The organism is Terrabacter sp. 01T434 (assembly GCF_056398545.1).
The window spans coordinates 125887-149693 of sequence record NZ_JBFTPP010000001.1; the positions used below are offsets into that span (position 1 = coordinate 125887).

The following is a 23807-nucleotide window of genomic DNA, read 5'->3' on the forward strand; positions in this document are numbered from 1 at the left end:
CTGCCGGCGGAACGGGACCCGCCCCCTGCAGAGCAGCGGGACGTACCCCTTGACAACCAGCAGTGGTTAGTGCCAACTTACCGTAAGTGAAGACTTACGACGCGGGGGCGTTGACGGCTCTAGCCGACCCGACCCGTCGCGCGATCTTCGAGATGGTCGCCCAGCAGCCGAGAGGTGTTGCTGAGCTCGCGCTCGAGCTGCCGGTGAGCAGGCCCGCAGTGAGTCAGCACCTCAAGGTGCTCAAGGACGCCGCACTCGTGCGCGACCGGCCCGAGGGCGCCCGACGCATCTACGCCGTCGATCCTCGGGGTCTCGCCGCGGTGCGCGAGTACTTCGAGCAGTTCTGGCAGGCCTCGCTCGGCTCGTTCCGTGACGCGGCCGAGGGCACCGCACCACCCATTCAGGAGGAGAGATGAGCACAACAGGCACCACATCGACGACATCCGTGAGCGTCGACATCTACGTCGACTGCTCGATCGAGCACGCCTTCCGGGTGTTCACCGAGGGCATCGGGAGCTGGTGGAACCCCGACCACCACCTCTTGGATGCGCCGCTCGAGACCATGACCTTCGAACCTCGGGCCGGGGGCCACATCATCGACCGGTACGCCGACGGGAGTGAGTGCCGCTGGGCCCGCGTCCTCGCTTACGAGCCACCGACCCGGGTCGCGTTCAGCTGGGACGTCTCCCTCGACTGGCACCCGGAGTCTGACCTCGACAAGACCAGCGAGGTCGAGGTGACGTTCGTCGCCGTCGGTCCACAGCGCACCCACGTCGTCCTCACCCACAGCAACCTCGACCGGCACGGTGACGGCTGGGAGTCGATGCGTGATGCCGTCAACCGCGGCTGGGATCTGCGGCGCTATGCCGAGGTCGCCAGCGACGGCTGACTGCGGGTCTCCAGTCTGGTCACCACCGTCCGCGGTGCACGACGTCGTCGAAGGGGCGTCGGTTCAGCCGCTCGATCACGGCCAACGGCTTGTCCGAGGGATAGCCGACGGCGAGGAGATAGGCCAGGAAGCGTCCTTCGGGGAACCCCAGTACGGCCCTCGCCTGACCCTGATCGGCTGCCGCGGCGTGGCCCGTGCCGACGCCCAGGTCGGCCGCGGCGACGGTCATCGCGTACGTCGCCTGGCCCAGGTCGTACTGGAGAAGCGCCGACTGGCGATCGTCCTGCGGGTCCGGCGCGACGATCGCGATCGCGGCCGCTGCGTCGGCGACATGCCTGGCGCCCTGCCAGACCTTCGCCAGCTCGGCCAGCTGCGCCCGGTCCGTGACGAGCACGAAGTCCCAGGGCTGCCAGTTGCCCGCCGACGGGGCGCGTCGCCCAGCCTCAAGAATCCGGTCGAGCGCCTCATCAGGGACTGACTGGTCGGTGAACTGCCGAACGTTGCGTCGCGCCCGCAGGGCGTCCCAGGTCTCCACGATCTCATCGTGCGCCTCCGACGCCGGTTCTGGCGACCTTCTCGCAGTCGTGCACCCATTCGGACCCCCGCCGAGCAACGAGTCAGGCTGTCAGATCACAGTCGCTGACGCGATTCGGCGGGAGACGAGAGCTGTATCCGGCTGGCCAGGTCGTGCGCTGCCGGCAAGTCCCTGTCGGAGTGGACGAGCATGCGGCCGACGACCAGGACCGAGTTGCGGGGAGAGGAGATCTGCCTCGTCCCACTCGGAACCTTCCCTGCCCAGCGTGGTCCGGTGATGAGGAAGTCGCCCGCCCGGGCGCCGGTGGTGCGGGTGCCGACGTAGGCGAAGTTCGTGTTGGTGGACGGGTCGGTGAACTGGACGCTGTAGTAGCGGTCGGCGACGTCCGGGACGTGCAGGAGCAGCGGTCCTTCCCGCAGGTCCAGCCAGCCGGCGCTCACGAGCGTGTCACGGTTCACCCCCGTGGTCGCCAGCTGCGATCCCGCGCGGGCTCGCACCGGGTCGGCGAAGGACGCCTGGGACTGCAGGTAGAGCGAGTTCACCGGGATCGGGCCATCGCCGAATCCCTTGACGAGGATCGCCCGCTTGAACACGGAGAGCAGGAGGCGGGGCCAGGAGTAGAGGGCGGCAAACCATGCCGTGGTCATGGCCGCGGCGAAGAAGAGCACGTGATCGAGTTTCATGCCGAGGTCACGCGGCTTCGGAAACGGGTGGCACGGCATACCTGCCATCGAGGATGGCTCGACCGGGGAGGTAGACACGCAGCCAAAGGGTGAACGGGCCCGGCGGCGCAGGCAGCCAGTTCGACTCATGACCCACCGGAGCGATTGCCTGGATGTAGATGTCGACCGACCCGTCCGCGTTCGAGGCCAGCCCGGAGCGGTCGCTCACGCTGTAGCGGCCGATCGGGTTTGGCACGAAGCGATTCCGCGAATCGCCCATCGTCAGCGACCAGAACGCGTCGTTGGGTGGGAGCCCATCGGCCGGGAAGTGCATGACGTAGGTGTGATGGCCGCCCAGCGGCCGACCCGCCTCGTCGACGTGCGTGGTCCAGTACGCCGCCTCGTCGGGCACATTGACCGGGCCGGGAAACATCCAGGTGGCCGCGGCCCGGGTCAGGAAGCCGTTGTGCGGGACGCCGCATTCGAGCATCGTGACCCAGCCGTTGACCGTGATGGCCTTGGCCCTCGCCAGGACCTCGACCGTCACGACCGCCAGGCCGACACCAACCAGGACCCCCTGCAGGACATCGGTACGCAAGGGTCGTGTCGGGGCAGTCAGCAACCTGACGACGGCGTAGACGCACACCGCCCCGACGAGTGTCGCCCAGACCGCCGACCTGCGCCTGCTCATGACGTCCCTCAGTCTCGCGACGCCGCCACGGAGGCAAAGAGATTGAGGCCGAGCCGTTCGGCGAGGTACTTGGTCGCGAGCTGACCGCGGACGCTGTTGCCAGCCGGGTCCAAGGGAGGGGAGAACGTCGCCAGGCCGCCCTTGCCGGGCGCCGCGGTGACGATGCCGCCACTCACCCCGCTCTTCCCCGGCATCCCGACCTCGTAGAGCCAGTCACCCGACAGCTCGTAGAGACCCGCGGTGGCCATGACCGCGAGCACGCGTCGGCACACTCCGCGACCGACGACCACGTCCCCGGTCACCGGGTTGACGCCGCCGTTGGCCAGCGTGGCCGCCATGACCGCCAGGTCATGCACGCTCACATCGAGCGAGCACTGGCGGGTGTAGATGTCGGTGGCTTCGTCGGGGTCGAAGTAGAGCCGGCCGTAGCTCTCCAGCAGGTGGGCGATGCCCTGGTTGCGCAGGTTGGTCGCGGACTCGGAGGCGTAGACCTGCTCGTCGACGCTCAGCTCACGGCCCGCGAACCGCGACAGCCCCTGCCTGATCAGTTCCCACTTCTCCTGCGCGGTCGCTCCGGGCGCCAGGCTCGTGGCCGCCAGCGCCCCTGCGTTGACCAGCGGGTTCATCGTCCGGTCGGTGTTGAGCTCGACCGCCATCAGGGAGTCGAAGGGGAACCCGGTGCTGTTGACGCCGAGGCGGCGACGGGCCTCCCCGTATCCGAGGGCCTCGCACACGAGGGCGAAGACGAAGGGCTTCGAGACGCTCTGGATCGAGAACGTCACCGCGACGTCACCGATCTCGAACGACTTCCCGCGAGCCCCGACCACGGAGATCCCGAACCAGTCCGGAGACGCCTGCGCGAGCACAGGGATGTAGTCCGCCACCTCTCCGTCGCCGTTCGATCGATACCGCTCGTACGCCTCGGTGACGACCGCTCGAACCTCCTCGGCCTGCGGCAGGTCCCCGGTGGAGATCGGCGACGCCGTGGCGTCCTCGTCGAACGGGAGCTGCTCGTGCATCGACAGCCTGGTCATGGTCGCCTCCACCGCTGGATGCCGGAAGCCTACGACAGCCGAAGGTCCGCTCTCAGGCTGTTGCGCCAGGCGACCCCGGCAAGCCGTGCGCAGGGTTGCCCGTGGCCTCGCGTGCAGCGGCCATGCGTTCCACGGTGTCGGGATGGGTGCTGAACAGGAGGTGCTCGAGACGGGGCGGGTGGACGTCGGCGATGTTGGTGGCGGCCAGACGCAGCTGCATCGCTGCGAACTGGGCGGGATCACCGGTGAGCCGCAGCGCGTGTTGGTCGGCACGGGCTTCGAGCCGCCGGGAGACCAGGCTCTGCACCGGTCCGCTGACCAGGCCCGCCAACGCCGCCACGGCCAGGACCAGGCCGATCGCCCTCGGTGAGCCGATGGAGTCCACCCCTGCTCGGCGCAGGAGTGCGTCCGACTGGCCCAAGAGGTAGAGCGAAACGAGGGCCGCTGCGGCGCCGGTCGCCCCGAGCAGCGTGCCCGTCTCGGTGTCGCGGGCCTTGGCGTGGCCCAGCTCGTGCGCGACGACACTGCTCACCTCGCCGGAAGACGCCTCACGGAGGAGCGTGTCATAGACCACGATGCGCCGGGTGGCGCCGATGCCGGAGACGTAGGCGTTGAGCCCCGTCGTGCGCCGCGACGCGTCTGCCACCAGCACGTCCCGCACCGGCACTCCGTCCCGAGCAGCCATCGCAGCCAGCTCCTCACGCACCCGCCCGGCCGGCATGGGGGTGAAGGTGTTGAAGACCGGCTCGACGAGGACCGGGAAGACGAAGGACAGCAAACCCACCAGCGCGGCTGCGCTCACGGCGCCGAACGCCCACCACCAGTCCGGCGAGAAGTGAGCCAAGGAGTAGAACAGGGCAAGCAGGAGCGCGCCAGTCACCAGTCCGACCGCGCCGCCCTTGAGCAGGTCGACCACCCAACCTCCCCAGGACTGCGTGGACAACCCGTACCGGCGAAGCACGGTGTGGCGCCACGCCGCAAACGGCAGCGACAGCACCCAGAGGCTCGCCAGGATGACCAGGCCGCCCAGCACCGCCTCGGCGAGCCAGTGCGCACCGAACGGTTGGCCCACTCGAGCGACGATGCGAGCACCAGCCGGCGTGAACCCGAGGAGCAGTGGCGCCACCAGCCCGACCAGCAGAGAACCGTACGAGCTCGGGCGCAGCGCGGCGTGCAGGGCCCGACCTCGGGAGACCATGTCCGCGGGCACCTCACGCATTGCCGCTGCTCGGGCGGCCCGGGCCGGTCTCGGCAACCGCCAGGGCACCAGCGTGACCACCTCGACCGCCAGCGCGACGGCCAAGGCGACGAGTGTCATGAGGGCCCACCCAGTTGCTTCCACGGCCGGCCTCAGGACGCGGGCAACCGCTCCAGCTGGCGCGCGAGCTCGGTGAGGGACGGCGCCACGAGGTCGGCGGCATGCATGGGCTCCGGGTACGGCGCGCCCGTCCGGTTGATGAAGGCAGCCCGCAGGCCGGCAGCCTTGGCGCCGTGGATGTCCCACGGGTGGACGGCGACCAGCATCGCGTCCTCGGCGGTCTCGCCGCACTCGCCGAGCGCATACGCGTAGGCCGAGGCGGCCGGCTTCCACGCGGGCGCGTCCTCGACGGACAGGACGCGCTCGAAGGCGTCCCGGATGCCGCCGCGCTCGAAGAGGCCCTCGGCCACGTCGGCCGCCCCGTTGCTCAGGGTCACGAGCCGCATGCCCATCGCAGCCAGGGCCCGCACTCCGGTGACCACGTCATCGTGCAGGGGGAGCTGCAGGAAGCCCGCCATGATGTGGCGGCTTGCCGACTCGACGTTGGCCTTGTCGTGCAGCACGGTGTGCAGCGACGCGCGGGCGACGTCGGCGAAGCTCGGGTTCTGCCCGGTGACCGTCAGGGCGAAACCGTCACGCAGCAGCCCGGCGAACCACGGCACTGCGAGATAGGGCGGCACACCGACCTCGACGAAGCGGTCGCCGAGGTGCGTCATGTCCGACAGCGTCTCGTTGACGTCGAAGACGAGGAGCCGAGGTCGCTGCTGCAGCGCGGAAGGTGTCGCGGAGGTCATGCCCCATGGTGCCCCGGCCCGGGGGCTTCGTCAGGCGCCTCGGGAAGTTCCGCGACGGCGCAGGTGCACGAGGCAGGCGCCCTGACGCGCGAAGGGGACCAGCCCCACCTCGGCGGCCCCGAGTGGGACGAGGTGGAGCAGCTGACTGCGCGTGCTGACACCGCGGACCGGTCAGCGGCGACGTAGGCCCGGCCTACCGCGAGGACGGGTCGGCCACCCGCGCCTTCTTGTCGGAAGTCGGCTCGGCACCCCGTTCGTGCCGGCCGCCGCGGGACAGTCCGATGGGCCACCAGATGCGGTCACCGAGGTCGTAGGAGACGGCGGGGACGAGCAGGCTGCGCACGACCAGTGTGTCGAGCAGGACGCCGAAGGCGACGATGAAGGCGATCTGCACGAGGAAGAGGATCGGCAGCACGGCGAGGGCCGAGAAGGTCGACGCGAGAACGACGCCCGCGCTCGTGATGACGCCACCCGTGACGGCCAGACCGACGAGGATGCCGGGTCGGGTCCCCCGCATGCGGGACTCCTCCCGGACGCGCGTCATGAGGAAGATCGAGTAGTCGATGCCCAGGGCCACGAGGAAGACGAAGCCGTAGAGCGGCGTCGACGGGTCGGACCCCGGGAAGTCGAAGACGTGGTTGAAGGCGATGGCCGAGACGCCCATGGTCGCGGCGAACGACAGGACGTTCGCGGCGACGAGGACGAGGGGGGCCACGATCGACCGCAGCAGGAGCATCAGGACGACGAAGATCACGGCGAGGATCGTCGGGATGATGACCTTGAGGTCGCGCTCGCTCGCGAGCCGCACGTCGAGGTTGGTGGCCGTGGTCCCGCCGACGAGCACGTCGCTGCCGACCCGGTCGAGAGAGGCGCGAAGGGTCTCGATGGTGTCCTCGGCCGCCACGCTGTCGGCAGCCGCGTCGAGCGTCGCCTGCACGATGACCTGGCCGTCGACGACCTTGGGGGGCTGGCCGGGCACGAGACCCACCTGAGCGTTGCTCACCCCAGCCGTCGAGTTCAGCACCTGCACGACGGCATCGGCCTTGCCCTCGGGCGCGGCGATCTGGACCGGGGAACCGGATCCGGCGGGGAAGTGGCGAGCCAGCACCTCCTGTCCCGTGACCGAGTCGACCTTCGTGAGGAAGAGGTCCGACTGGGCGATGCCTCGGGCGTTGAGCGTGGGCAGGAAGGCCGCGCAGGTCGCGAGCGCCAGCAGCGTGACGACCCAGGTGCGCCGCGGGTGGCGACCGACCATGCCGGCCACCCGGCCCCAGATCCCGCGGGTGCCGACGGCGTCCGCGCTGTGCACGTGGTCGATCCGCGGGACCTGGGGCCAGAAGATGCGCCGGCCGAAGAGGAGCAGGACCGCGGGGAGGAAGGTCAGGGACGCGACGAAGGCGCCGACGATGCCGAGGGCGCCCACCGGGCCGAGGCCCTTCGTGCTGCCGAGGTCCGAGAGGCGCAGGCACAGCAGACCGAGGACGACCGTCGCGGCGCTCGCCGCGATCGGCTCGAGGGCGGCCCTCCACGCGGTCTTCATCGCCGCCCACGTCGACTCCTCGTCGTGCAGCTCCTCCTTGAAGCGGGCGACGAGGAGCAGTGCGTAGTCCGTGGCTGCGCCGACGACGAGGATCGACAGGATGCCCTGGCTCTGGCCGCTCAGGCTGATGACGCCGTTCTGCGCCAGCGGGAAGACGACCAGAGCAGCGAGCGAGAGGCCGAACATCGCGGTGATGAGCACGGCGCACGGCAGGATCGGGCTGCGGTAGACGATGAGCAGGATGAGGAAGACGACGCCGAGAGCGACGAGCAGCAGGATGCCGTCGATCCCGCTGAAGGCGATGATGAAGTCGGCGAAGAAGCCACCGGCCCCCGTGACGTGCACCGTCAGGCCGGACGCGCCCAGCGTCGACGCCGCGGACGCGCGCAGGGCCTGCGCCACGGCATACAACGCGGTGTCCCCGCCGATGGTGACCTCGGCCTTGTCAGCGAGGAAGGCCACGGGCACGAGGGCGGCTTGCTTGTCCTGACTGGGGATCGCCGCCGTCGGTGGCGCCTGCAGGAACTCACCCACGGTCCGCGTCGGGTCCGAGAGCTTGAGCCCCGGGATGCCGGCGACCCAGGCCTGGATGGCCTGGGAGTCGGCCGGCGTCAGGCCGCTCGGGCGCTCGACGACGACGAGGTAGGGCAGCGTCTGGGTGTCGGTGGTGCGCGCGACGAGCTTGCTCACCGATGTCGACTCGGCCGACGGCGGCAGGAAGTTCGCGTTGTCGTTCGTCGCGACCTCGGACAGGCGACCCACGAGGGGGCCGCCGACGCCGCCGATGGCCAGCCACGCGAGGACGGCGAGCGCGGCGACCCACCGGACGGCGCTCCGGCCCCGGGGCCTCGTCGGTCCGGGGCCACCACGAGATGCCTCGCTCATGGACCCATCATGGGGCAGGCGCGCGCCGCAACGTTCGACAGCCGTCGAGGACGGGTCACTCCGGGACGTCCGCACCCGTGGGGTCGACGTCCCTCTTCGCGACGGCCGTCTCGAAGTACGGCGCCGCGAGGGCCGCGACGGCTCCCCCCACGAGCGGCGCGACGATGAACATCCACACGTGGGCGAGGGGCTCGCCACCGTTGAGCAGGGCCGGTCCGATCGAGCGGGCCGGGTTGACGGACGTGCCGTCGAGCGGGAGGCCGACGAGGTGGATCACAGTGAGCACCACACCGATTGCCAGACCGGCGAAACCCGGCGCGGCGGCCCGGTTCGTCACGAGCAGGACGACGAGGACGAGCAGGAAGGTGAGCACGACCTCGAGGACGAACGTCCCTCCGGCTGTGATGTCCGGCCCCCAGTTGTTGGTCCCGAGAGCGCCGGTCTTGTCCGTGGCGCCGCCGAAGCCGGACACCATGAGCTTGAGCAGGGCTGCGGCCACGATGGCCCCGACGAGCTGGGCGCCCCAGTAGTAGACCGCCTCCGTCGTGGTGATGCCCTTGCGCAGGAGGAGGCCGAGCGTGACGGCAGGGTTGACGTGGCAGCCGCAGATCGGGCCGATGGCGTAGGCGAGGGCGAGCAGGACGAAGCCGAAGGCCAGGGCGACACCGACGAACCCGATGGTGTCCTTGCCGAAGACGACGGAGCCGACGCCGAAGAAGACGAGGACGAACGTCCCCACGGCCTCCGCGACGGCCCTGCGGGTGAGGTCGGGCGTCGGAGCGGCAGCACTGCTCGAGTCAGGCATGGGAGTCCTTCCGTAGCAGGGAGCGGCCACTGCCTCAGGGACGCTCACCATCAGCGTAGGACCGCCACGAGCGCCGGATGCCGTGATCGCGTGCTTCCGAGGAACCGGGGACCGCTCCTGACCGGTGGCGACCTTGTGCCGTTTCCTTGGTGCCGTCCGCACCCGAGGAGGACACTCGGGTGGGGGACCAGAGGGACTCACAGCACGATGGGGGACTCGCATGGGCGGGTTCGACGAGGTGGGAGAGGACTCGGCGAGCAGTGACCGCGCCGAGCTCGAGGCACGGCTGGCCGACGTCCAGGAGCAGTTCCGCGCGACGAGCGACATCCTCAAGGTGCTGACGAGTGGCGCGTCGGCCCAGGCGCAGGTCTTCGAGGCCGTGGTCCACAACGCCCGCCGGCTGTTGCACGCGGACGTCGCGCAGATCCACCTGCTGGAGGACGACGAGTACCGCCTCCGGTGGTCGAGCGGGCACTCCAGGGCGTATCTCGAGATCGTCGACCGCTACCCCGTCCGGCGCAACCGCGGGACCCTCACCGGCCGCGTCGGCATGGACCGCACTGCCCAGCAGATCAAGGACGTCCTCGCCGACCCCGACTATTCGCAGTTCGCCCTGCAGAAGCTCGGTGGCTACCGCTCCATCCTGGGAGCGCCGATGCTCGTCGAGGACGAGGTGGTCGGCGTGCTGACGGTGTGGCGGAACGAGGTCGACCCCTTCGACGACCGCGCGGGGGACCTGCTCACCACCTTCGCCGAGCAGGCGGCGCTGGCCCTGCGGCACGTCGAGCTCGTCACCACGCTCGAGAACCGCTCGGCCGAGCTGGGACGCAAGGTGGAGCAGCTCGAGGCCCTCGCCGAGGTCGGCGAGGCGATCAGCTCCAGCCTCGACGTCGACGAGGTGCTGGCCACGATCGTGTCGCACGCCGTCGACCTGTCCGACACCGACGGCGGGTCGCTCATGGAGTTCGACCGGTCGACCGGGCTCTTCCGGGTGCGAACGGCCTACGGCACGAGCGAGGACGTCATCGAGGCGCTGCGGGCCGCCGAGATCCACATCGACCGGACGTGGGTCGGGCGCGCGGCCCGGACCCGGGAGGTGCTCCAGATCCCGGACCTCGACGCGGAGCCCGTCCCCCTGGACCCCCACCTGGCGGTGCTGCACGGGTCCGGCTGGTGCTCGCTCGTCGCGATCCCGCTCGTGCGTCCCGACCGCGTCGTCGGCGCCCTCGTCGTCCGGAGGAAGACCACCGGGCCGTTCAGCGAGGAGACGTGCGAGCTGCTCGCCGCCTTCGCGAGCCAGTCGGCCGTCGCCCTGACGAACGCCCGCCTCTACCAGCAGCTCGAGCGACAGAGCATCGAGCTCGCCAAGGCGAGCCGGCACAAGTCGGAGTTCCTCGCGAGCATGTCGCACGAGCTGCGCACCCCGCTCAACGCCGTCATCGGCTTCTCCGAGGTGTTGCTCGAGCGGATGTTCGGTGACCTCAACGAGCGCCAGGAGGACTATCTCCAAGACATCCTCGCGGCCGGGCGGCACCTGCTCGCCCTCCTCGGGGACATCCTCGACCTGTCCAAGATCGAGGCCGGCCGCATGGAGCTCGACCTCACGACGTTCCCCATCGACGACCTGGTGGTGCAGGCACTCTCGCTCGTGCGCGAGCGGGCCGCGCTGCACGGCATACGCCTGACGCTCGATGCCGAGCGCGGGCTCGGCACGGTGACCGCCGACGCGCTCCGGCTCAAGCAGGTGCTGCTCAACCTGCTGAGCAACGCCGTCAAGTTCACGCCCGACGGGGGCAGCGTCGACGTGCGGGCCTGGCGCGAGCACGAGGAGGTGGCGATCACCGTGACCGACACCGGCATCGGGATCGACCCGGCCGACCAGGAGCGGATCTTCGACTCGTTCCAGCAGGGTGAGCGGTCGGCGTCCTCCAGCGAGGGCACGGGCCTCGGTCTCACCCTGAGCCGCCGCATCGTCGAGCTGCACGGCGGTCGACTGTGGCTCACCAGCGTGCCGGGGGAGGGCAGCACCTTCGGGATCTCGATCCCGCAGCCGAGCACCGCGCCGCCCTCCGACGGCCCCGCCTGGTCGGCCGACCTGGAGTCCGTGAGCGGCCCGGTCGTCGTCGTCATCGAGGACGACCCGCGCTCCGCCGAGCTCGTCGAGCTGCACCTGCGTGCGGCCGGCCTGCGCGCCGTCAGCGCCTCCACCGGTGAGCAGGGGCTCATCCTCGTCCGGGAGCGGGACCCCTTCGCCGTCATCCTCGACATCCACCTGCCCGGCATGGACGGCTGGGAGGTGCTCGCGGCTCTCAAGAGCGACCCGGTGACGGCCGAGGTCCCGGTGGTCGTCGTCAGCGTCGAGCCGGAGCGGGGACGAGGCTTCGCGCTCGGGGCGACGGAGTACCTCGTCAAGCCGGTGAGTGGGGACCACCTCCTCGCCGCCGTGACCCGTCTGCTGTCCCCGACCCCGACTCGGGCGCAGGATACGGGCGCCGGGCTCAGCGTCGTGGTCGTCGACGACGACCCGCTCGCCCTGAAGCTCGTGCGCAGCACCCTCGAGCCGCTCGGCTGGGAGGTCCACACCTGCGCGGGCGGCCAGCAGGCTGCCGACCTCGTGCGTGCGGTCGCGCCGTCCGTCGTCGTCATGGACCTGCTCATGCCCCAGGTCGACGGCTTCGCGGTCATCGACGAGCTGCGGCCGGACCGTGACTCCGACGGCCCACCCATCGTCGTACTCACCGCGAAATCGTTGACGGCACAGGATCGTTCGCGACTGGAGGGACGCATCGCCTTCGTCGCCGCGAAGGCCGGGATCGACCTGCCCGGCCTCGCCCGACGGCTCGCGGCCGTGGCCGCCGCGCACGAGAGGTCGGGGGAGGGGCCGTGAACCGCCAACCCGTGGTCCTCCTCGTCGAGGACAACCCCCGCAACCTCAAGCTCGCCCGCGACGTGCTGGAGTATGCCGGCTTCTCCGTCGTCGTCGCCGACACCGGTGAGCAGGGGGTCGAGCAGGCGCGGGCCACGCTTCCCGACGTCATCCTCATGGACCTCCAGCTCCCGGGGATCGACGGCTTCGCCGCGCTGGAGCTGCTGCGCGGCCACGAGGCGACCGCGCACATCCCGGTCGTCGCGCTCACCGCGTTCGCCATGCAACGGGACCGCGACCGCGCCCTCGCGTCGGGCTTCGCGGGCTACCTCGAGAAGCCGATCAGCGTCCGGGAGTTCCCCGCACAGGTGCGCCGCCACCTGCCGCGCAGCGACGACGGCCACGCGCCGTGACCGCCCCCGCCCAGGACGTCGTGGTCCCGCCGCTCACCGGCGTGCGGGTGCTCGTCGTCGACGACCTCGAGCAGAACCGCAAGCTCATGCACGCCGTCCTCGAGCCCCATGGCTTCCTCGTCCGTTCCGAGGCGTCGGGTGCGGCCGCGCTCGTCGCGCTCGGCGAGTGCGACATCGACGTCGTCCTGCTCGACGTGCTCATGCCCGTCATGGACGGCTACGAGACGTGCGCGCGGATCAAGGCCGACGCCCGGACCGCCATGCTTCCCGTCGTCATGGTGACGGCGAGCGGGGCGCGACAGCGGCTGCGCGCCCTCGAGGTCGGCGCCGACGACTTCATCACCAAGCCGTTCGACCAGGCCGAGCTCATGGCTCGGGTGAGGTCGCTGGCCCGGGTCAAGCGGCTCCACGACACCGTGGTCGAGCAGACCGTCGCGCTCGAGCGGTGGAACGCCGAGCTGGAGTCGCGGGTCGCCGAGCAGGTCGCCGACCTCGAGCGCCTGAGCCGGCTGCGTCGTTTCCTCTCCCCGCAGATCGCCGGCCTCATCGTCGAGTCGGGCGACGAGTCGTTCCTGGAGAGCCACCGCCGCGACATCACCACGGTCTTCACCGACCTGCGCGGCTTCACCGCTTTCGCCGAGACGTCGGAGCCGGAGGAGACGATGTCGGTGCTCCGCGACTACCACGCTGCGCTCGGGGAGCTCGTGTTCGCCTACGAGGGGACGCTCGAGCACTTCGCCGGCGACGGGCTCATGGTCTTCTTCAACGACCCGCCACCGTGCGCGGACGCGCCGGAACGGGCCGTGCGGATGGCGCTCCAGATGCGTGACCGCGTCGACGAGCTCGCGACGCACTGGCACCGGCAGGGCCACGACCTCGGCTTCGGCGTGGGTATCGCCCAGGGTTACGCCACGCTCGGCCGGGTCGGCTTCGAGGGGCGATGGGACTACGCCGCCATCGGGACCGTCACCAACGTGGCTGCGCGGCTGTGTGCCGCCGCGGTGAGCCGCCAGGTGCTCATCAGCCCGCGCGTGCGTGCCGGCCTCGACGAGAGCTTCGAAACGCACTCGCTCGGCCCCATGGAGCTGCGCGGCATCTCACGGCCCCTCGAGGTGTACGAGGTCATCGGCACCGTCAGACAGGAGGACCACCCATGAACGCGGCCATCCCTTCCACCTCCCCGCAGGAGCCGTCCGAGGTCCGACCGCCGGACGTCGGGCTCGGCGACCTCGACGAGGACGCACGGGGCGAGCTCTTCGACGTCCTGCAGGGACAGCTGCCCGAGGTGTGGAGACTCATGCGCCAGGGCGACCCCCTGGAGTCCGTCGTCGTCGTCCCGTCGATGACGATCGAGCGGCTCGGGCCGTCCGCTGGTGCGTTGAACCAGGCGATGGAGGAGCGCTTCCTCTTCCTCCTGCTGCTCCTGCGCCAGCCGAGGCTGCGGATGGTCTACGTGACCTCGATGCCGATCCACGAGCACGTCATCGAGTACTACCTGTCGCTGCTGCCCGGAGTCATCCCCAGCCACGCCCGCGCACGGCTCACCCTCGTCGCCGTCGGCGACTCCTCGCCGACGCCCCTCACCGACAAGCTGCTGGAGCGCCCCCGAATGCTGGCCCGGATCGCGTCGCTGGTGCCCGACCCCGCGCGTTCGCACCTCCTCCCCTACACCAGCACCACCCGCGAGCGTGACCTCTGCCTCCTGCTCGGGATCCCCATGTATGCCCCCGACCCCCGGCTCTACCCGCTGGGCACCAAGACCGGCTGCCGTCGGGTCTTCGCCGAGGCGGGCGTCGCCCACCCCTTCGGGGCCGAGGACCTCCACAGCATCGACGACGTCGTCGACGCCGTGATCGCCCTGCACGCGGCCAGACCCGCGGCGCGGTGGGCCATGGTCAAGCTCAACGAGGGCGTGTCCGGCTCGGGCAACGCGCTGGTGGACCTCGCGGGCCTGCCGGCGGGACCAGGGGGCCCGGGATCGGCTGACGACGTCGAGCTGCGTGCCGTCGCCACCGAACGGGTGCGCGGGATGCAGCTGGAGGACGAGCAGGTCGACACCGACGCCTACCTGCGCCGTCTCGAGGAGCGCGGCGGGATCGTCGAGGAACGCGTCGTCGGCGACGAGGTGCGCAGTCCCAGCGTGCAGCTGCGGGTGACGCCACTCGGGGAGCTCGAGATCCTCTCGACGCACGACCAGATCCTCGGCGGCCCCACGGGCCAGAGCTACCTCGGCGCGCGGTTCCCGGCCGACCCGGCATACGCGACGGCCATCACCGCAGAGGCGGAGAAGGTCGGTCGGGTCCTCGCCGGCAAGGGGGTCCTCGGGCGTTTCGCCCTCGACTTCGTCGTCGTCCGGCAGGGGACCGACTGGCAGACACAGGCGATCGAGATCAACCTGCGCCGGGGCGGCACGACGCACCCCTTCCTGACCCTGCAGTTCCTGACCGACGGCGTCTACGTCCACGAGGAGGGACGGTTCCGCACGCCGTCCGGGGCGGAGCGCCACCTCGTGGCGACCGACCACCTCGAGGACGAGGCGCTCCGTGGCCTCGACGTCGACGACCTCTTCGACCTCGTCGCCCGGGCCGGCCTGCACTTCGACCAGTCCCGCCAGACTGGCGTCGTCTTCCACATGATCAGCTCGATCACCGAGTGCGGCCGGGTGGGCATGACCGCGATCGGGGACACGCCAGACTCCGCCCAGGATGTGTTCGACCGGGCGGAGTCGGCGTTGCTCGCCGAGGCGCGTGCGTCCCTGTCGCCGCTCCCGTTACCCCTCCGGGGGCGCCTCGGCGAGGGCCTGTGGTGACGACTCAGGGTGCGATCGAGGCCGAGTGGATGAGGGCGCCGACGTATGCCTGGTGCCAGGTCAGACGTGCCACGACCGAGCGGGCGGAGGCGCCGCCGCACTCGCACTCCCACGTCCAGCCACCCCCTGGTCGTCGGGTCACTCGCGGGTGGTGGTGCGCGAGGTCCGGGTGGATCCGTCGTCGCGTCGTCGTCGTCATCGAACTGCCCTTCCTCGTCGAGGGGTTCGCTGCCCCTCGCCCTTCGGATGTGCTCACCGACGACGATGCCGCGCGGCGCTCCCCGCGTCTGTGCGCGCGGCGACACCCCGGATGTGCTCACGGGCACGCGCGAGGGCACACCCTGCGACGCGTGCGGTTGCCCGCGTCAACCGAGCGGCCGGTGTCGTGAACGTCGACGTCGGGCTGCTCTCGGACCTCGCACCCGAGGAGCGCCGGGAGGTCGTGGCGACGATGCGACGGCACTCCTACGTCGCCGGTGAGGTGGTCTTCCACGAAGGGGACGCCGCGGACTCCGTGCACTTCGTCCTCGAGGGACGGGTCGTGGCCCGACGCTCGTCCGAGCACGGTGACCGGCTCGCCTACGCCGTCATGGGCCCGGGCCAGGCCTTCGGCGAGCTCGCGATGATCGTGCGTGGGGGCCGGCGCACGGCGACGATCGAGACCGTCGAACCGACCGTGACCCTGACGCTCCGCTTCGCGGACTTCGAGCGGCTCTGCGTCCGCCACCCGGAGGTCAGCCGCCTCCTCGTCCGTCTGCTCGCGGCCAGGGTCAACCGGCTGACCGAAGCGCTCATGGAGGCCCTGCACACGCCGGCCGAGCTCCGCGTCGTCCGGAGCCTGGTGTCGCTGTGCGGAGTCTATGCCACTGGCGCGCAAGGGCATTCGCTCGTGGCCGTGGAGCTGAACCAGACCGAGATCGCCGAGCTCGCCGGGGTGACCCGACCGACCGCCAACCGGGTCCTGCGTCGTCTCGAGGCTGGCGGCGTGGTCGCACTCGACCGTGGACGCGTCACCGTCCTCGACCCTGTGGCACTGCGCCGCGCGGGCGACCGCGGGTAGCGGTGGGACCTGGCCACGCGGCATTCTGGCGCTGAGCGCCGGCTCCAGCCATCGGTCTGTCAGCGGGCACACCGAAGGAGAACCCCGCCACAATCGAAAGAGCGATCCGTCCGGACGAGTGATCTTCCTCAGCTCAGCCGTGGATGAAGCCCTCGAGGACGCTCGCGAAGCGGTCCGGCTGCTCGAGGTGCGGGAAGTGTCCGGCGCCCTCGAAGAGCACGACCTCCGCCCCGGGGAAGACCTCGTGCGCCCGCTCCGCGTGTCCGACGGGGATCATCCGGTCCCGGGTGCCCCAGATGACGACGGTCCGGATGGGTTCCCCCGCCGTCAGGCGCCCTAGCGCGTTGACGGTCTGCCCGCCGGGGTCGATGACGCCGCGGGTCGTGGCGAGGAACGCGCGGCGGCTCTCGGCATCCGAGAGGGAGGTGAAGCCCTTCCAGGCCGCCGACGCGTCGGCGCTCGGGCGCCACCCGAGCCCGCGGACGGCCCGCCCCACGGTCTCGACGCGCTCGCGGACCCAGCTCGACGCGATGACTGGGAGGACGAGCTCGGCGCCGGGGAGCGTCGCGGACCGCAGCAGCGGACTGACCGTGCGCCCGAGGCCACCGGTGGAGACGAGGACGAGCGCCTCGACCCGCTCGGGGAACAGGTAGCAGAACTGCATGGCGATCCCGCCACCGAGGGAGTGGCCGACGAGCGTGACGCGGTCGATGCCGAGCCGGTCGATGAGGTCGCGCAGGATCGCGGCGTGCGAGCCGAGCGAGTAGTCACCGATCGGCTTCGCGGAGGCGCCGTGGCCGAAGAGGTCCGGGATGACGACCCGGTGGTCGGTGTCGAGCCGGTCGACGAGGTGGGTCCAGTTCGCGTGGGATCCCAGCAGTCCGTGGATGAAGAGGATGGCTGACCCCTGTCCGGTGTCGACGTAGGACAGGTCGTGGCCGGCCAGGTTGACGACCCCCGGCGGGTAGCGCAGCTCGGCGTCGTCACGCGGCTCCTGCGTCGTGGTCATGCTCCCCCGCCCTCCCAAGGATGCGTGCGCGGCCCGAACGAGCGGGCCGCTGCGGTCCACACCACCAGCGTCCCTCCTCTCGGGGGCGGTGCGAGGGTTTTGAGGCACACCTCACCGAAGGGGATGCGGGGTTGGTAGCGTCGGCGGCCATGATCTACCACCTCGCCGAGCAGGCGCACTGGCAGCAGGCGCTGCGCGACGGCACCTATGCCCAGTCGACCCGTGGGCGCACGCTCGCCGAGGAGGGCTTCATCCACGCCTCGTCGGCGGAGCAGTGGCCCGTCGTCCGGTCCCGTTTCTACACCGACGTCGCCGAGCCGCTCGTGCTGTTGCACATCGACGAGTCACGGCTCGGCTCGCCCGTGGTGCACGAGGTCGGTGACCCGGCCACCGGCGAGACGTTCCCACACGTCTACGGCCCCGTCGAGGTGGATGCCGTCGTCGACACGACGGTCCTGGCGCCGCCGCACCGCTGACCGAGGGCCGGAGCCGGCGCTCGGCGCCGGAATGCCGTCCGCCCGGCCCGCTGCCCCCCGTCCCGCCCGCGCGCGCTTCCCCGTCTTCTTTCACCGTCGAAAGGCCACGAACGGCCGCCTCTCCACCGTCGAGAGGCCACGTGGTGCCGCCTCCCGCTTGTCGAGAGGCCACGTGGTGCCGCCTCCCGCTCGTCGAGAGGCCATGATTTGGGTGCCAGGGTCACTCGGGCTGGACGCGGCCCCGACCCGACTTGACCTGAGAGCGGCGCTTCTTGCCCTCGACCCGGCGCCGCTGCGAGCCCCGAGTCGGCTTCGTCGCGCGGCGGGCCGGCGGCGGGGGAGCGAGTCCCTCACGCAGGAGGTCGACGAGCCGATCCCTGGCGGCGGCCCGGTTGCGCAGCTGCGACCGCTGCTCGGAGGCGACGATGGTGACCCGACCGCCGACGAGCCGTCCGGCCAGGGCGGCGACGAGGCGCTCGCGCTGGCTCGGCGTCAGGGCGGTCGAGGTCCCCGGGTCGTAGACCAGCTCGACCCGGCTGTCGGTCGTGTTGACGCCCTGACCGCCGGGGCCGGATGACCGGCTGAACCTCTCGACGAGCTCGGTCGCGGGGATGACGAGTCCGTGCCGCAGACCGGGACCGGCCGCGATCACGAGGTCACCGCCGGGCTCGTTCACTCCTTCATTGTGCCCATGTCCAAGGGCGTTCCATTCCCCAACAGGGCGGGCCCCCACGAAAGGGGCCGCCCGGCCAGCGACTCAGCGAGGCGGCATACGCAGGGCGCCGTCGAGGCGGATGACCTCGCCGTTGAGCATCGGGTTGTCGACGATGTGGCGCACGAGGTTGGCGTACTCGTCCGGGCGGCCGAGGCGCGACGGGTGCGGCACCTGCTTCTCGAGCGCCTCCTTGACCTCGCCCGGGAGGCCGGCGAGCATCGGCGTCTCGAAGGTGCCGGGGGCGATCGTCATGACGCGGATCGCCTTGTCTGCCAGGTCGCGCGCTGCCGACAGCGTGAGGCCGACGATGCCGCCCTTGCTCGCGGCGTAGGCGGCCTGGCCGATCTGGCCGTCGAAAGCGGCGATGCTGGCCGTGTTGACGATGACACCGCGGTCACCGTCGACGGGCTCGTTGCCGAGCATCGCCGCGGCTGCGAGGCGCAGGACGTTGAACGAGCCCACGAGGTTGATGTCGATGACCGTCTTGAACGTGTCGAGCGCGAGCGGGCCACCACGGCCGATGACGCGGCCGGGGGTGGCGACGCCCGCGCAGTTGACGGCGATGCGCAGCTCGCCGAGCTCCGTCGCGCGGTCGACCGCTGCCTGCACCTGCGCCTCGTCGCGCACGTCGGCCGCGACGAAGACGGCACAGCCCGCGCGCTGGGTGTTGAGCTCGCCGACCAGTGCCGGGGCGGTGGATCCCTCGAGGTCAATGATGAGGACGGTCGCGCCGTCGGCGACGAGGCGGCGTGCGGTGGCCCCTCCGAGGCCGGAGCCGCCACCGGTGACGAGGGCGACGGTGGACGAGTTCAACTGCATGGCAGGCCTTTCGGGCGTCGGGGTCAGCGAGAGAGGAGCTGGCGCGAGATGACGAGTCGCTGGATCTGGTTGGTGCCCTCGAAGATCTGGGTCACCTTCGCCTCACGCATGTAGCGCTCGAGCGGGAAGTCCTCGGTGTAGCCGGCGCCCCCGAGCACCTGCACGGCGTCGGTGGTGACCTTCATCGCGGCATCGGTCGCGACGAGCTTGGCGACCGCGGCCTCCTTGCCGAAGGTGCGACCGGCGTCCTTGAGCCGGGCGGCGTGAAGGTAGGTGGCGCGGGCCGCGGTGACCGCGGCCTCCATGTCCGCGAGGAGGAACGCAAGGCCCTGGAAGTCGCCGATCCGCCGACCGAACTGCTGGCGCTCACTCGCGTAATCCGCAGCGGCGTCAAGGGCCGCCTGCGCGAGTCCCGTTGCGGCAGCGGCGATTCCGAGGCGCCCAGCGTCGAGGGCCGACAGGGCCATGTGCATGCCCTGACCCTCCTGCCCGACGAGCCGGGTGCCGTCGACGGGCACGGCATCGAACATGACCTGCGCGACGGGGTCGCAGTGCAGCCCCATCTTCTTCTCGGGCTCGGCGAAGGTCAGGCCCGGGGCGTCACCCGGCACGATGAACGTCGACAGGCCCTTGCCGCCGGCGTCAGACGTGCGCGCGAAGGTCGTGTAGTAGTCGGCGTGGCCGGCGTGCGAGATCCAGGCCTTGGTGCCCTTGAGCGACCACCCGGCGTCGGTGCGCGTGGCCCGCGTCGTCATCGAGGCGATGTCGGAGCCGGCGAGCGGCTCGGACAGGCAGTAGGCGCCGAGCTGCTCGCCCGAGAGCATCGCCGGGAGCAGGGCCTCCTGCTGGTCGCGGGTGCCGAACGTCGCCACGGGGTATGCCGTGAGGCTGTGCACGCTGACCCCGACAGCGACGCTCATCCACACGGACGCGATCTCCTCGACGACCTGGAGGTAGACCTCGTAGGGCTGGTCGGCCCCGCCGAACTCCTCGGGGTAGGGCAGCGACAGCAGGCCGGCGCGGCCGAGGGTCCGGAAGGTCTCCTCGGGGAACGTGCGGGCCCGCTCGGCGTCGTCGACCCGCGGCGCAAGGTCCTTGCGGCAGATCTCGCGGGTCAGCTCGATCAGGTCGGTGGCTTCGTCGGTGGGCATCAGCCTCGTCGCTGGCATGGCTAGATAGTAGGACGTCCGAGCATTGTGTCCAAAGTGTGAGACGCCCTGGGTCGGGCCGTGGACGTCCGGGGGCGACGCCGAGACGGGCCGCGGACGGCGCACGGCCTCGCGGGCGAACCGTAAACCAGGCGACGGGGAGCGTTCTGCGCCCCTACCGTCGGTGCGTGCTCACGCTCCTGCGGCGGCCGCTGCGCGAGGCGGACGCGACGTCCACCTTCTACGTGCTCACGGCCGTCGCGGCCTTCGCCTTCGCCCTGTGCTTCACGCTCAACCTCGTCTTCCAGTACCGCGTCGTCGGGCTCGACCCGTTCCAGATGGTGCTCGTCGGCACGGTGCTCGAGGCGACGTGCTTCCTCTTCGAGGTGCCGACCGGTCTCGTGGCCGACCTGCACAGCCGACGGGTGTCCGTGATCATCGGCTTCTTCCTCATCGGCGCCGGTTTCGCGGTCGAGGGCATCGTCGCCACGTTCGGGGCGGCGGTCGTCGGCAACGTCGTCTGGGGGATCGGTTACACCTTCACGTCCGGGGCCCTCCAGGCGTGGATCACCGACGAGGTGGGTGAGGAGAACGTCGCCCGGGTCTTCACCCGCGAGACGCAGGTGGACCTGACGTTCAGCATCGTCGGCACCCTGGCAGCGGGCGCGCTCGGCCTGGTGGGCCTCAGGGCTCCGGTCATTGCCGCGGGAGCGACGATGATGCTGCTCGCCGTCGGACTCTGGGCGGTCATGCCCGAGCGGCACTTCCACCCGACGCCCCGCGGCGACCGCGAGACCTTCGGACACCTCAAGGACCAGCTCGTCGCGGGGCTCCGCATCGCGCGGGGGCGGCAGGTCGTGCGGGTCTTCCTCCTCGTCAGCCTGCTCGTCGGGCTCGCGAGCGAGGTCTTCGACCGACTCTGGCGCGTCCGGGTGCTCGACACGTTCGCGATGCCGGCTCTCTTCGGCGGTGACGAGGCGATCGCCTTCACCGTCTTCGCGCTGATCGGCACCGTCGTCTCACTCGCCGCGTCGCTGGTGAGCGGACGGTGGCTGCCACGGCGGGTGGTCGACACGAACCCCGGTCTGCCCGTGGCCCTGTCGGCGCTGGTCCAGGTCGTCGGGGTCGTCGGCGTCGCCCTGCTCGGGAACCTGTGGCTCGCGCTCGCCTGCGTGTGGCTGCGCGGCGCCGCGATGGCGTTCAGTGGTCCCATCGAGTCGACGTGGCTCAACCGCAACCTCGACGGCTCCACGCGCGCCACGGTGCTGTCGATGAACAGCCAGGCCAACGCCATCGGCCAGGTTGCCGGCGGACCGCCGCTCGGCGCGCTCGCGACACGGACGTCGATCCCCGTCGCTCTGGTCGTCGCTGCGGTCGTGCAGGCACCGACGGTCCTTGCCTTCTTCCGGGTTCGTCGCGCCACCGGCGCCACCTCCCCGGTCAGCGCGTCCGTTCCCGTCGAGTGAGCGTCTCGACCTGCTCGGGTGTGGTGGCGTCCTCAGCGGGGGTAGGTGCGGACCTCGGTCGCCTTGACCGCAGCCCAGACGTCCTGCCCCACCTGCAGCCCGAGCGCGGTGACCGACTCGAGCGTCACCTCGGCGGTGAGCGGCACGTCCCCGACGAGTCCCACGCGCGCCGACTGGCCCTGCATCGTCACGGAGGCGATGCGCAGCCTCCAGGCGTTGCGTGGCGAACCCTCCGGTGCGTGCAGGTGCAGCGACACGGCGCTCGGCGGGATCGTGGCCCACACGGCCCCCTCGGTCGGGCTTGTCGTGACGATGAGCCCGCCAGTGGCGGTGTGCACGTGACCATGTGAATCGCCTTGTGCGGCATACAGGTTGAGACCGACGACGGTGCCGACGTAGGCGCTCCGCGGCTCGCTGAGCACCTCGGCGGGCGTCCCCGTCTGAGTGACGCGGCCGTCCTCGATGAAGACGAGGTGGTCGGCGAGGGTCAACGCGTCGAGCGGGTCGTGCGTGACGAGCACCGTCACGCCGTCGTATGCCGTCAGGCGGGCTGCGAGGTCGCTGCGGGTGCGTGCGCGGGTGTCCGGGTCGAGCGCGGCGAGCGGCTCGTCGAGGAGGAGCAGGGCCGGATCGGTGGCGAGGGCTCGGGCCAGCGCCACCCGGGCCCGCTGGCCCGACGAGAGCTCGTGCGGCCTCGACGCTGCACGGTCACCGAGACCGACCCGCTCGAGCTCGAGACAGGCGCGCTCGCGGGAACGATGACGGTCGGTGCCGCGGCTGCGCGGCCCGTAGGCGACGTTGTCGACCGCGCGCAGGTGCGGGAAGAGGAGACTGTCGGCCAGCATGAGGCCGACCCGGCGCTGCTCCGGTGCGAGCCGGCGCCGCCCGTCGTCCCACGTCTCGCCACCAACTCGCACATGACCCTGGGCGAGGGGGAGCACCCCGGCCAGGGCGAGCACGGTCGTCGTCTTGCCGCCGCCGTTGGGTCCGAGGACGCCGATGACCTGGCCTGCCGCGGCGTTGAGGGAGACGTCCACCTCGATCGCCCCGCGCGACAGGCGGACCCGGGCGTCGAGACCCGCGACGCCATGGCCGCCGTCGGCGACTGGCCTCATCGCAGCCACCTCCCGCGGAGCACGCCGAGCACCAGCACGCTGACGCCCAGGAGCATGATGCTGATCGAGATGGCCACCTGCGGGTCGCGCTCCAGCTCGACGTAGACGAGGAGGGGCAAGGTCTGCGTCCGCCCCTGGAAGTTGCCGGCGAAGGTGATCGTCGCACCGAACTCGCCGAGGGCCCGGGCCCACGCCAGAGCGAGACCGCTCGCGATGCCCGGCAGCACGAGCGGGATTCCGATCGTGCGGAGGTAGCGCAGGTCGCTCGCCCCCAGTGTCCGGGCCACCGACTCGAGCCTGGGGTCGAGGCCCCGCATCGCGCCCTCGACGGCCAGCACGTAGTAGGGCATCGCGACGAAGGTCTCGGCAAGCACGACGGCCACGGTCGTGAACGGGATCTGGATGCCGAAGGGGGTCAGGTGCTGGCCGACCACCCCGTTGCGTCCCCACGCCATAAGGAGGGCCACGCCGCCGACGACCGGTGGCAGGACGAGCGGAACCGTGAGCAGGGCGCGCACCCAGCTCGTCGCCCGGTGCTCGGACCGGGCGAGGAACCAGGCCAGGGGAGTCCCGAGCACCAGGCACAACACTGCCGTCACCGAGGTCGTCGTCAGCGAGAGCCGCAGTGCCGGAAGGACGGTCGGCGTCGCGAGGTCGGACGGGATGCGAGCCCAGTCGGCACGGACCAGCAGCGCGACGAGCGGGATGACGAGCAGCAGGAGGGCGAGCGCCGCAGGGATGCCGAGGGCGACACGGGATCGCCAGCGGGCGGCATACCTCATGTCACGTCATCCTGCCGCTGGCCGAAGGGCACGGGA

General features: G+C 71.1%; 24 protein-coding genes. 9 read left to right on the plus strand and 15 right to left on the minus strand.

The window, feature by feature from the left end; all coding sequences use genetic code 11:
- Positions 1-86: 86 nt before the first annotated feature.
- Positions 87-416 carry an ArsR/SmtB family transcription factor gene (locus AC1DIW_RS00610; RefSeq protein ID WP_478106108.1) on the plus strand — a complete coding sequence of 110 codons (330 nt, stop codon included), beginning with the start codon at positions 87-89 and terminating at the stop codon, positions 414-416.
- Positions 413-889 (plus strand): SRPBCC family protein, encoded by a 477-nt coding sequence (locus tag AC1DIW_RS00615; RefSeq protein ID WP_478106109.1) that lies wholly within the window; start codon positions 413-415, stop codon positions 887-889. The genes AC1DIW_RS00610 and AC1DIW_RS00615 overlap by 4 nt, the downstream gene beginning before the upstream one ends.
- A gap of 19 nt (positions 890-908) precedes the next feature.
- Here AC1DIW_RS00615 and AC1DIW_RS00620 read toward each other — a convergent pair whose 3' ends face one another.
- The 8 genes from AC1DIW_RS00620 to AC1DIW_RS00655 form a co-directional block, all read right to left on the minus strand.
- Positions 909-1424 carry a nitroreductase family protein gene (locus AC1DIW_RS00620; protein WP_478106110.1) on the minus strand — a complete coding sequence of 172 codons (516 nt, stop codon included), beginning with the start codon at positions 1422-1424 and terminating at the stop codon, positions 909-911.
- Positions 1425-1519: 95 nt separating this feature from the next.
- On the minus strand, positions 1520-2107 hold the full coding sequence (locus AC1DIW_RS00625) for a DUF1254 domain-containing protein (protein WP_478106111.1): 588 nt from the start codon (positions 2105-2107) through the stop codon (positions 1520-1522).
- Between the two features lie 7 nt (positions 2108-2114).
- The gene (locus AC1DIW_RS00630; RefSeq protein WP_478106112.1) at positions 2115-2777 is read right to left on the minus strand and encodes a DUF1214 domain-containing protein; all 663 of its coding nucleotides are present in this window, start codon (positions 2775-2777) and stop codon (positions 2115-2117) included.
- Positions 2778-2785: 8 nt separating this feature from the next.
- Positions 2786-3811 (minus strand): glutaminase A, encoded by a 1026-nt coding sequence (gene glsA, locus AC1DIW_RS00635; protein ID WP_478106113.1) that lies wholly within the window; start codon positions 3809-3811, stop codon positions 2786-2788.
- A 52-nt stretch (positions 3812-3863) separates the two neighbouring features.
- A complete protein-coding gene (locus AC1DIW_RS00640; protein WP_442280208.1) occupies positions 3864-5129 on the minus strand; it encodes a M48 family metallopeptidase in 1266 nt (421 codons plus the stop codon).
- 32 nt (positions 5130-5161) lie between these two features.
- Positions 5162-5863 (minus strand): haloacid dehalogenase type II, encoded by a 702-nt coding sequence (locus AC1DIW_RS00645; protein ID WP_478106114.1) that lies wholly within the window; start codon positions 5861-5863, stop codon positions 5162-5164.
- Between the two features lie 193 nt (positions 5864-6056).
- Positions 6057-8288: an MMPL family transporter gene (locus AC1DIW_RS00650; RefSeq protein WP_478106115.1), complete on the minus strand. Its 2232-nt coding sequence runs from the start codon at positions 8286-8288 to the stop codon at positions 6057-6059.
- Positions 8289-8343: 55 nt separating this feature from the next.
- Complete coding sequence (locus AC1DIW_RS00655; protein WP_478106116.1) at positions 8344-9093, minus strand: aquaporin; 750 nt, start codon at positions 9091-9093, stop codon at positions 8344-8346.
- A gap of 220 nt (positions 9094-9313) precedes the next feature.
- Here AC1DIW_RS00655 and AC1DIW_RS00660 point away from each other — a divergent pair, with 220 nt between their 5' ends.
- From AC1DIW_RS00660 to AC1DIW_RS00675, 4 genes are read left to right on the plus strand one after another with little or no spacing between them, the layout of a single operon-like run.
- Positions 9314-11980, plus strand: a complete 2667-nt coding sequence (locus AC1DIW_RS00660) for a response regulator (protein ID WP_478106117.1) — start codon at positions 9314-9316, stop codon at positions 11978-11980.
- Complete coding sequence (locus AC1DIW_RS00665) at positions 11977-12372, plus strand: response regulator (protein ID WP_442280213.1); 396 nt, start codon at positions 11977-11979, stop codon at positions 12370-12372. Before AC1DIW_RS00660 ends, AC1DIW_RS00665 begins: the two co-directional genes overlap by 4 nt.
- Positions 12369-13529, plus strand: a complete 1161-nt coding sequence (locus tag AC1DIW_RS00670; RefSeq protein ID WP_442280214.1) for a response regulator — start codon at positions 12369-12371, stop codon at positions 13527-13529. Before AC1DIW_RS00665 ends, AC1DIW_RS00670 begins: the two co-directional genes overlap by 4 nt.
- Positions 13526-15181, plus strand: a complete 1656-nt coding sequence (locus AC1DIW_RS00675; protein WP_478106118.1) for a peptide ligase PGM1-related protein — start codon at positions 13526-13528, stop codon at positions 15179-15181. The genes AC1DIW_RS00670 and AC1DIW_RS00675 overlap by 4 nt, the downstream gene beginning before the upstream one ends.
- Positions 15182-15185: 4 nt before the next feature.
- Here AC1DIW_RS00675 and AC1DIW_RS00680 read toward each other — a convergent pair whose 3' ends face one another.
- A complete protein-coding gene (locus AC1DIW_RS00680; protein ID WP_442280216.1) occupies positions 15186-15380 on the minus strand; it encodes a hypothetical protein in 195 nt (64 codons plus the stop codon).
- Between the two features lie 186 nt (positions 15381-15566).
- Between AC1DIW_RS00680 and AC1DIW_RS00685 the strand changes: the two genes are divergently transcribed.
- Positions 15567-16241: a Crp/Fnr family transcriptional regulator gene (locus tag AC1DIW_RS00685; protein ID WP_478106119.1), complete on the plus strand. Its 675-nt coding sequence runs from the start codon at positions 15567-15569 to the stop codon at positions 16239-16241.
- Positions 16242-16374: 133 nt separating this feature from the next.
- Here AC1DIW_RS00685 and AC1DIW_RS00690 read toward each other — a convergent pair whose 3' ends face one another.
- A complete protein-coding gene (locus AC1DIW_RS00690) occupies positions 16375-17250 on the minus strand; it encodes an alpha/beta fold hydrolase (protein ID WP_478106120.1) in 876 nt (291 codons plus the stop codon).
- 149 nt (positions 17251-17399) lie between these two features.
- Here AC1DIW_RS00690 and AC1DIW_RS00695 point away from each other — a divergent pair, with 149 nt between their 5' ends.
- The gene (locus tag AC1DIW_RS00695; RefSeq protein WP_478106121.1) at positions 17400-17726 is read left to right on the plus strand and encodes a DUF952 domain-containing protein; all 327 of its coding nucleotides are present in this window, start codon (positions 17400-17402) and stop codon (positions 17724-17726) included.
- Positions 17727-17946: 220 nt separating this feature from the next.
- On the opposite strand, the gene arfB is transcribed toward AC1DIW_RS00695, so the two are convergent.
- From arfB to AC1DIW_RS00710, 3 genes are all read right to left on the minus strand, one after another.
- Entirely contained in the window at positions 17947-18402 is a 456-nt protein-coding gene (arfB, locus tag AC1DIW_RS00700) for an alternative ribosome rescue aminoacyl-tRNA hydrolase ArfB (protein WP_442280220.1), read from the minus strand.
- Positions 18403-18483: 81 nt separating this feature from the next.
- Positions 18484-19260, minus strand: a complete 777-nt coding sequence (locus AC1DIW_RS00705; protein WP_478106122.1) for an SDR family NAD(P)-dependent oxidoreductase — start codon at positions 19258-19260, stop codon at positions 18484-18486.
- A gap of 23 nt (positions 19261-19283) precedes the next feature.
- Entirely contained in the window at positions 19284-20429 is a 1146-nt protein-coding gene (locus AC1DIW_RS00710; protein WP_442280222.1) for an acyl-CoA dehydrogenase family protein, read from the minus strand.
- 167 nt (positions 20430-20596) lie between these two features.
- Between AC1DIW_RS00710 and AC1DIW_RS00715 the strand changes: the two genes are divergently transcribed.
- The gene (locus AC1DIW_RS00715; RefSeq protein WP_478106123.1) at positions 20597-21874 is read left to right on the plus strand and encodes an MFS transporter; all 1278 of its coding nucleotides are present in this window, start codon (positions 20597-20599) and stop codon (positions 21872-21874) included.
- A gap of 32 nt (positions 21875-21906) precedes the next feature.
- Here the strand turns inward: AC1DIW_RS00715 and AC1DIW_RS00720 are convergent, their stop codons facing one another.
- Positions 21907-22989, minus strand: coding sequence for an ABC transporter ATP-binding protein (locus AC1DIW_RS00720; protein ID WP_478106124.1), 1083 nt, complete (start codon positions 22987-22989; stop codon positions 21907-21909).
- Positions 22986-23771 carry an ABC transporter permease gene (locus AC1DIW_RS00725; RefSeq protein ID WP_442280225.1) on the minus strand — a complete coding sequence of 262 codons (786 nt, stop codon included), beginning with the start codon at positions 23769-23771 and terminating at the stop codon, positions 22986-22988. Before AC1DIW_RS00725 ends, AC1DIW_RS00720 begins: the two co-directional genes overlap by 4 nt.
- Positions 23772-23807: the final 36 nt, after the last annotated feature.

Excerpts from the sequence above, each read along its gene's own strand:
- AC1DIW_RS00630 (WP_478106112.1), bottom strand. The coding sequence starts at position 2,777 with ATGAGCAGGCGCAGGTCGGCGGTCTGGGCGACACTCGTCGGGGCGGTG.
- AC1DIW_RS00655 (WP_478106116.1), bottom strand. The coding sequence starts at position 9,093 with ATGCCTGACTCGAGCAGTGCTGCCGCTCCGACGCCCGACCTCACCCGC.
- AC1DIW_RS00680 (WP_442280216.1), bottom strand. The coding sequence starts at position 15,380 with ATGACGACGACGACGCGACGACGGATCCACCCGGACCTCGCGCACCAC.
- AC1DIW_RS00720 (WP_478106124.1), bottom strand. The coding sequence starts at position 22,989 with ATGAGGCCAGTCGCCGACGGCGGCCATGGCGTCGCGGGTCTCGACGCC.
- AC1DIW_RS00725 (WP_442280225.1), bottom strand. The coding sequence starts at position 23,771 with ATGAGGTATGCCGCCCGCTGGCGATCCCGTGTCGCCCTCGGCATCCCT.
- AC1DIW_RS00675 (WP_478106118.1), top strand. The coding sequence starts at position 13,526 with ATGAACGCGGCCATCCCTTCCACCTCCCCGCAGGAGCCGTCCGAGGTC.
- AC1DIW_RS00690 (WP_478106120.1), bottom strand. The coding sequence starts at position 17,250 with ATGACCACGACGCAGGAGCCGCGTGACGACGCCGAGCTGCGCTACCCG.
- AC1DIW_RS00710 (WP_442280222.1), bottom strand. The coding sequence starts at position 20,429 with ATGCCAGCGACGAGGCTGATGCCCACCGACGAAGCCACCGACCTGATC.
- AC1DIW_RS00705 (WP_478106122.1), bottom strand. The coding sequence starts at position 19,260 with ATGCAGTTGAACTCGTCCACCGTCGCCCTCGTCACCGGTGGCGGCTCC.
- AC1DIW_RS00650 (WP_478106115.1), bottom strand. The coding sequence starts at position 8,288 with ATGAGCGAGGCATCTCGTGGTGGCCCCGGACCGACGAGGCCCCGGGGC.
- AC1DIW_RS00695 (WP_478106121.1), top strand. The coding sequence starts at position 17,400 with ATGATCTACCACCTCGCCGAGCAGGCGCACTGGCAGCAGGCGCTGCGC.
- AC1DIW_RS00625 (WP_478106111.1), bottom strand. The coding sequence starts at position 2,107 with ATGAAACTCGATCACGTGCTCTTCTTCGCCGCGGCCATGACCACGGCA.
- AC1DIW_RS00660 (WP_478106117.1), top strand. The coding sequence starts at position 9,314 with ATGGGCGGGTTCGACGAGGTGGGAGAGGACTCGGCGAGCAGTGACCGC.
- glsA (WP_478106113.1), bottom strand. The coding sequence starts at position 3,811 with ATGACCAGGCTGTCGATGCACGAGCAGCTCCCGTTCGACGAGGACGCC.
- AC1DIW_RS00640 (WP_442280208.1), bottom strand. The coding sequence starts at position 5,129 with ATGACACTCGTCGCCTTGGCCGTCGCGCTGGCGGTCGAGGTGGTCACG.
- AC1DIW_RS00645 (WP_478106114.1), bottom strand. The coding sequence starts at position 5,863 with ATGACCTCCGCGACACCTTCCGCGCTGCAGCAGCGACCTCGGCTCCTC.
- AC1DIW_RS00615 (WP_478106109.1), top strand. The coding sequence starts at position 413 with ATGAGCACAACAGGCACCACATCGACGACATCCGTGAGCGTCGACATC.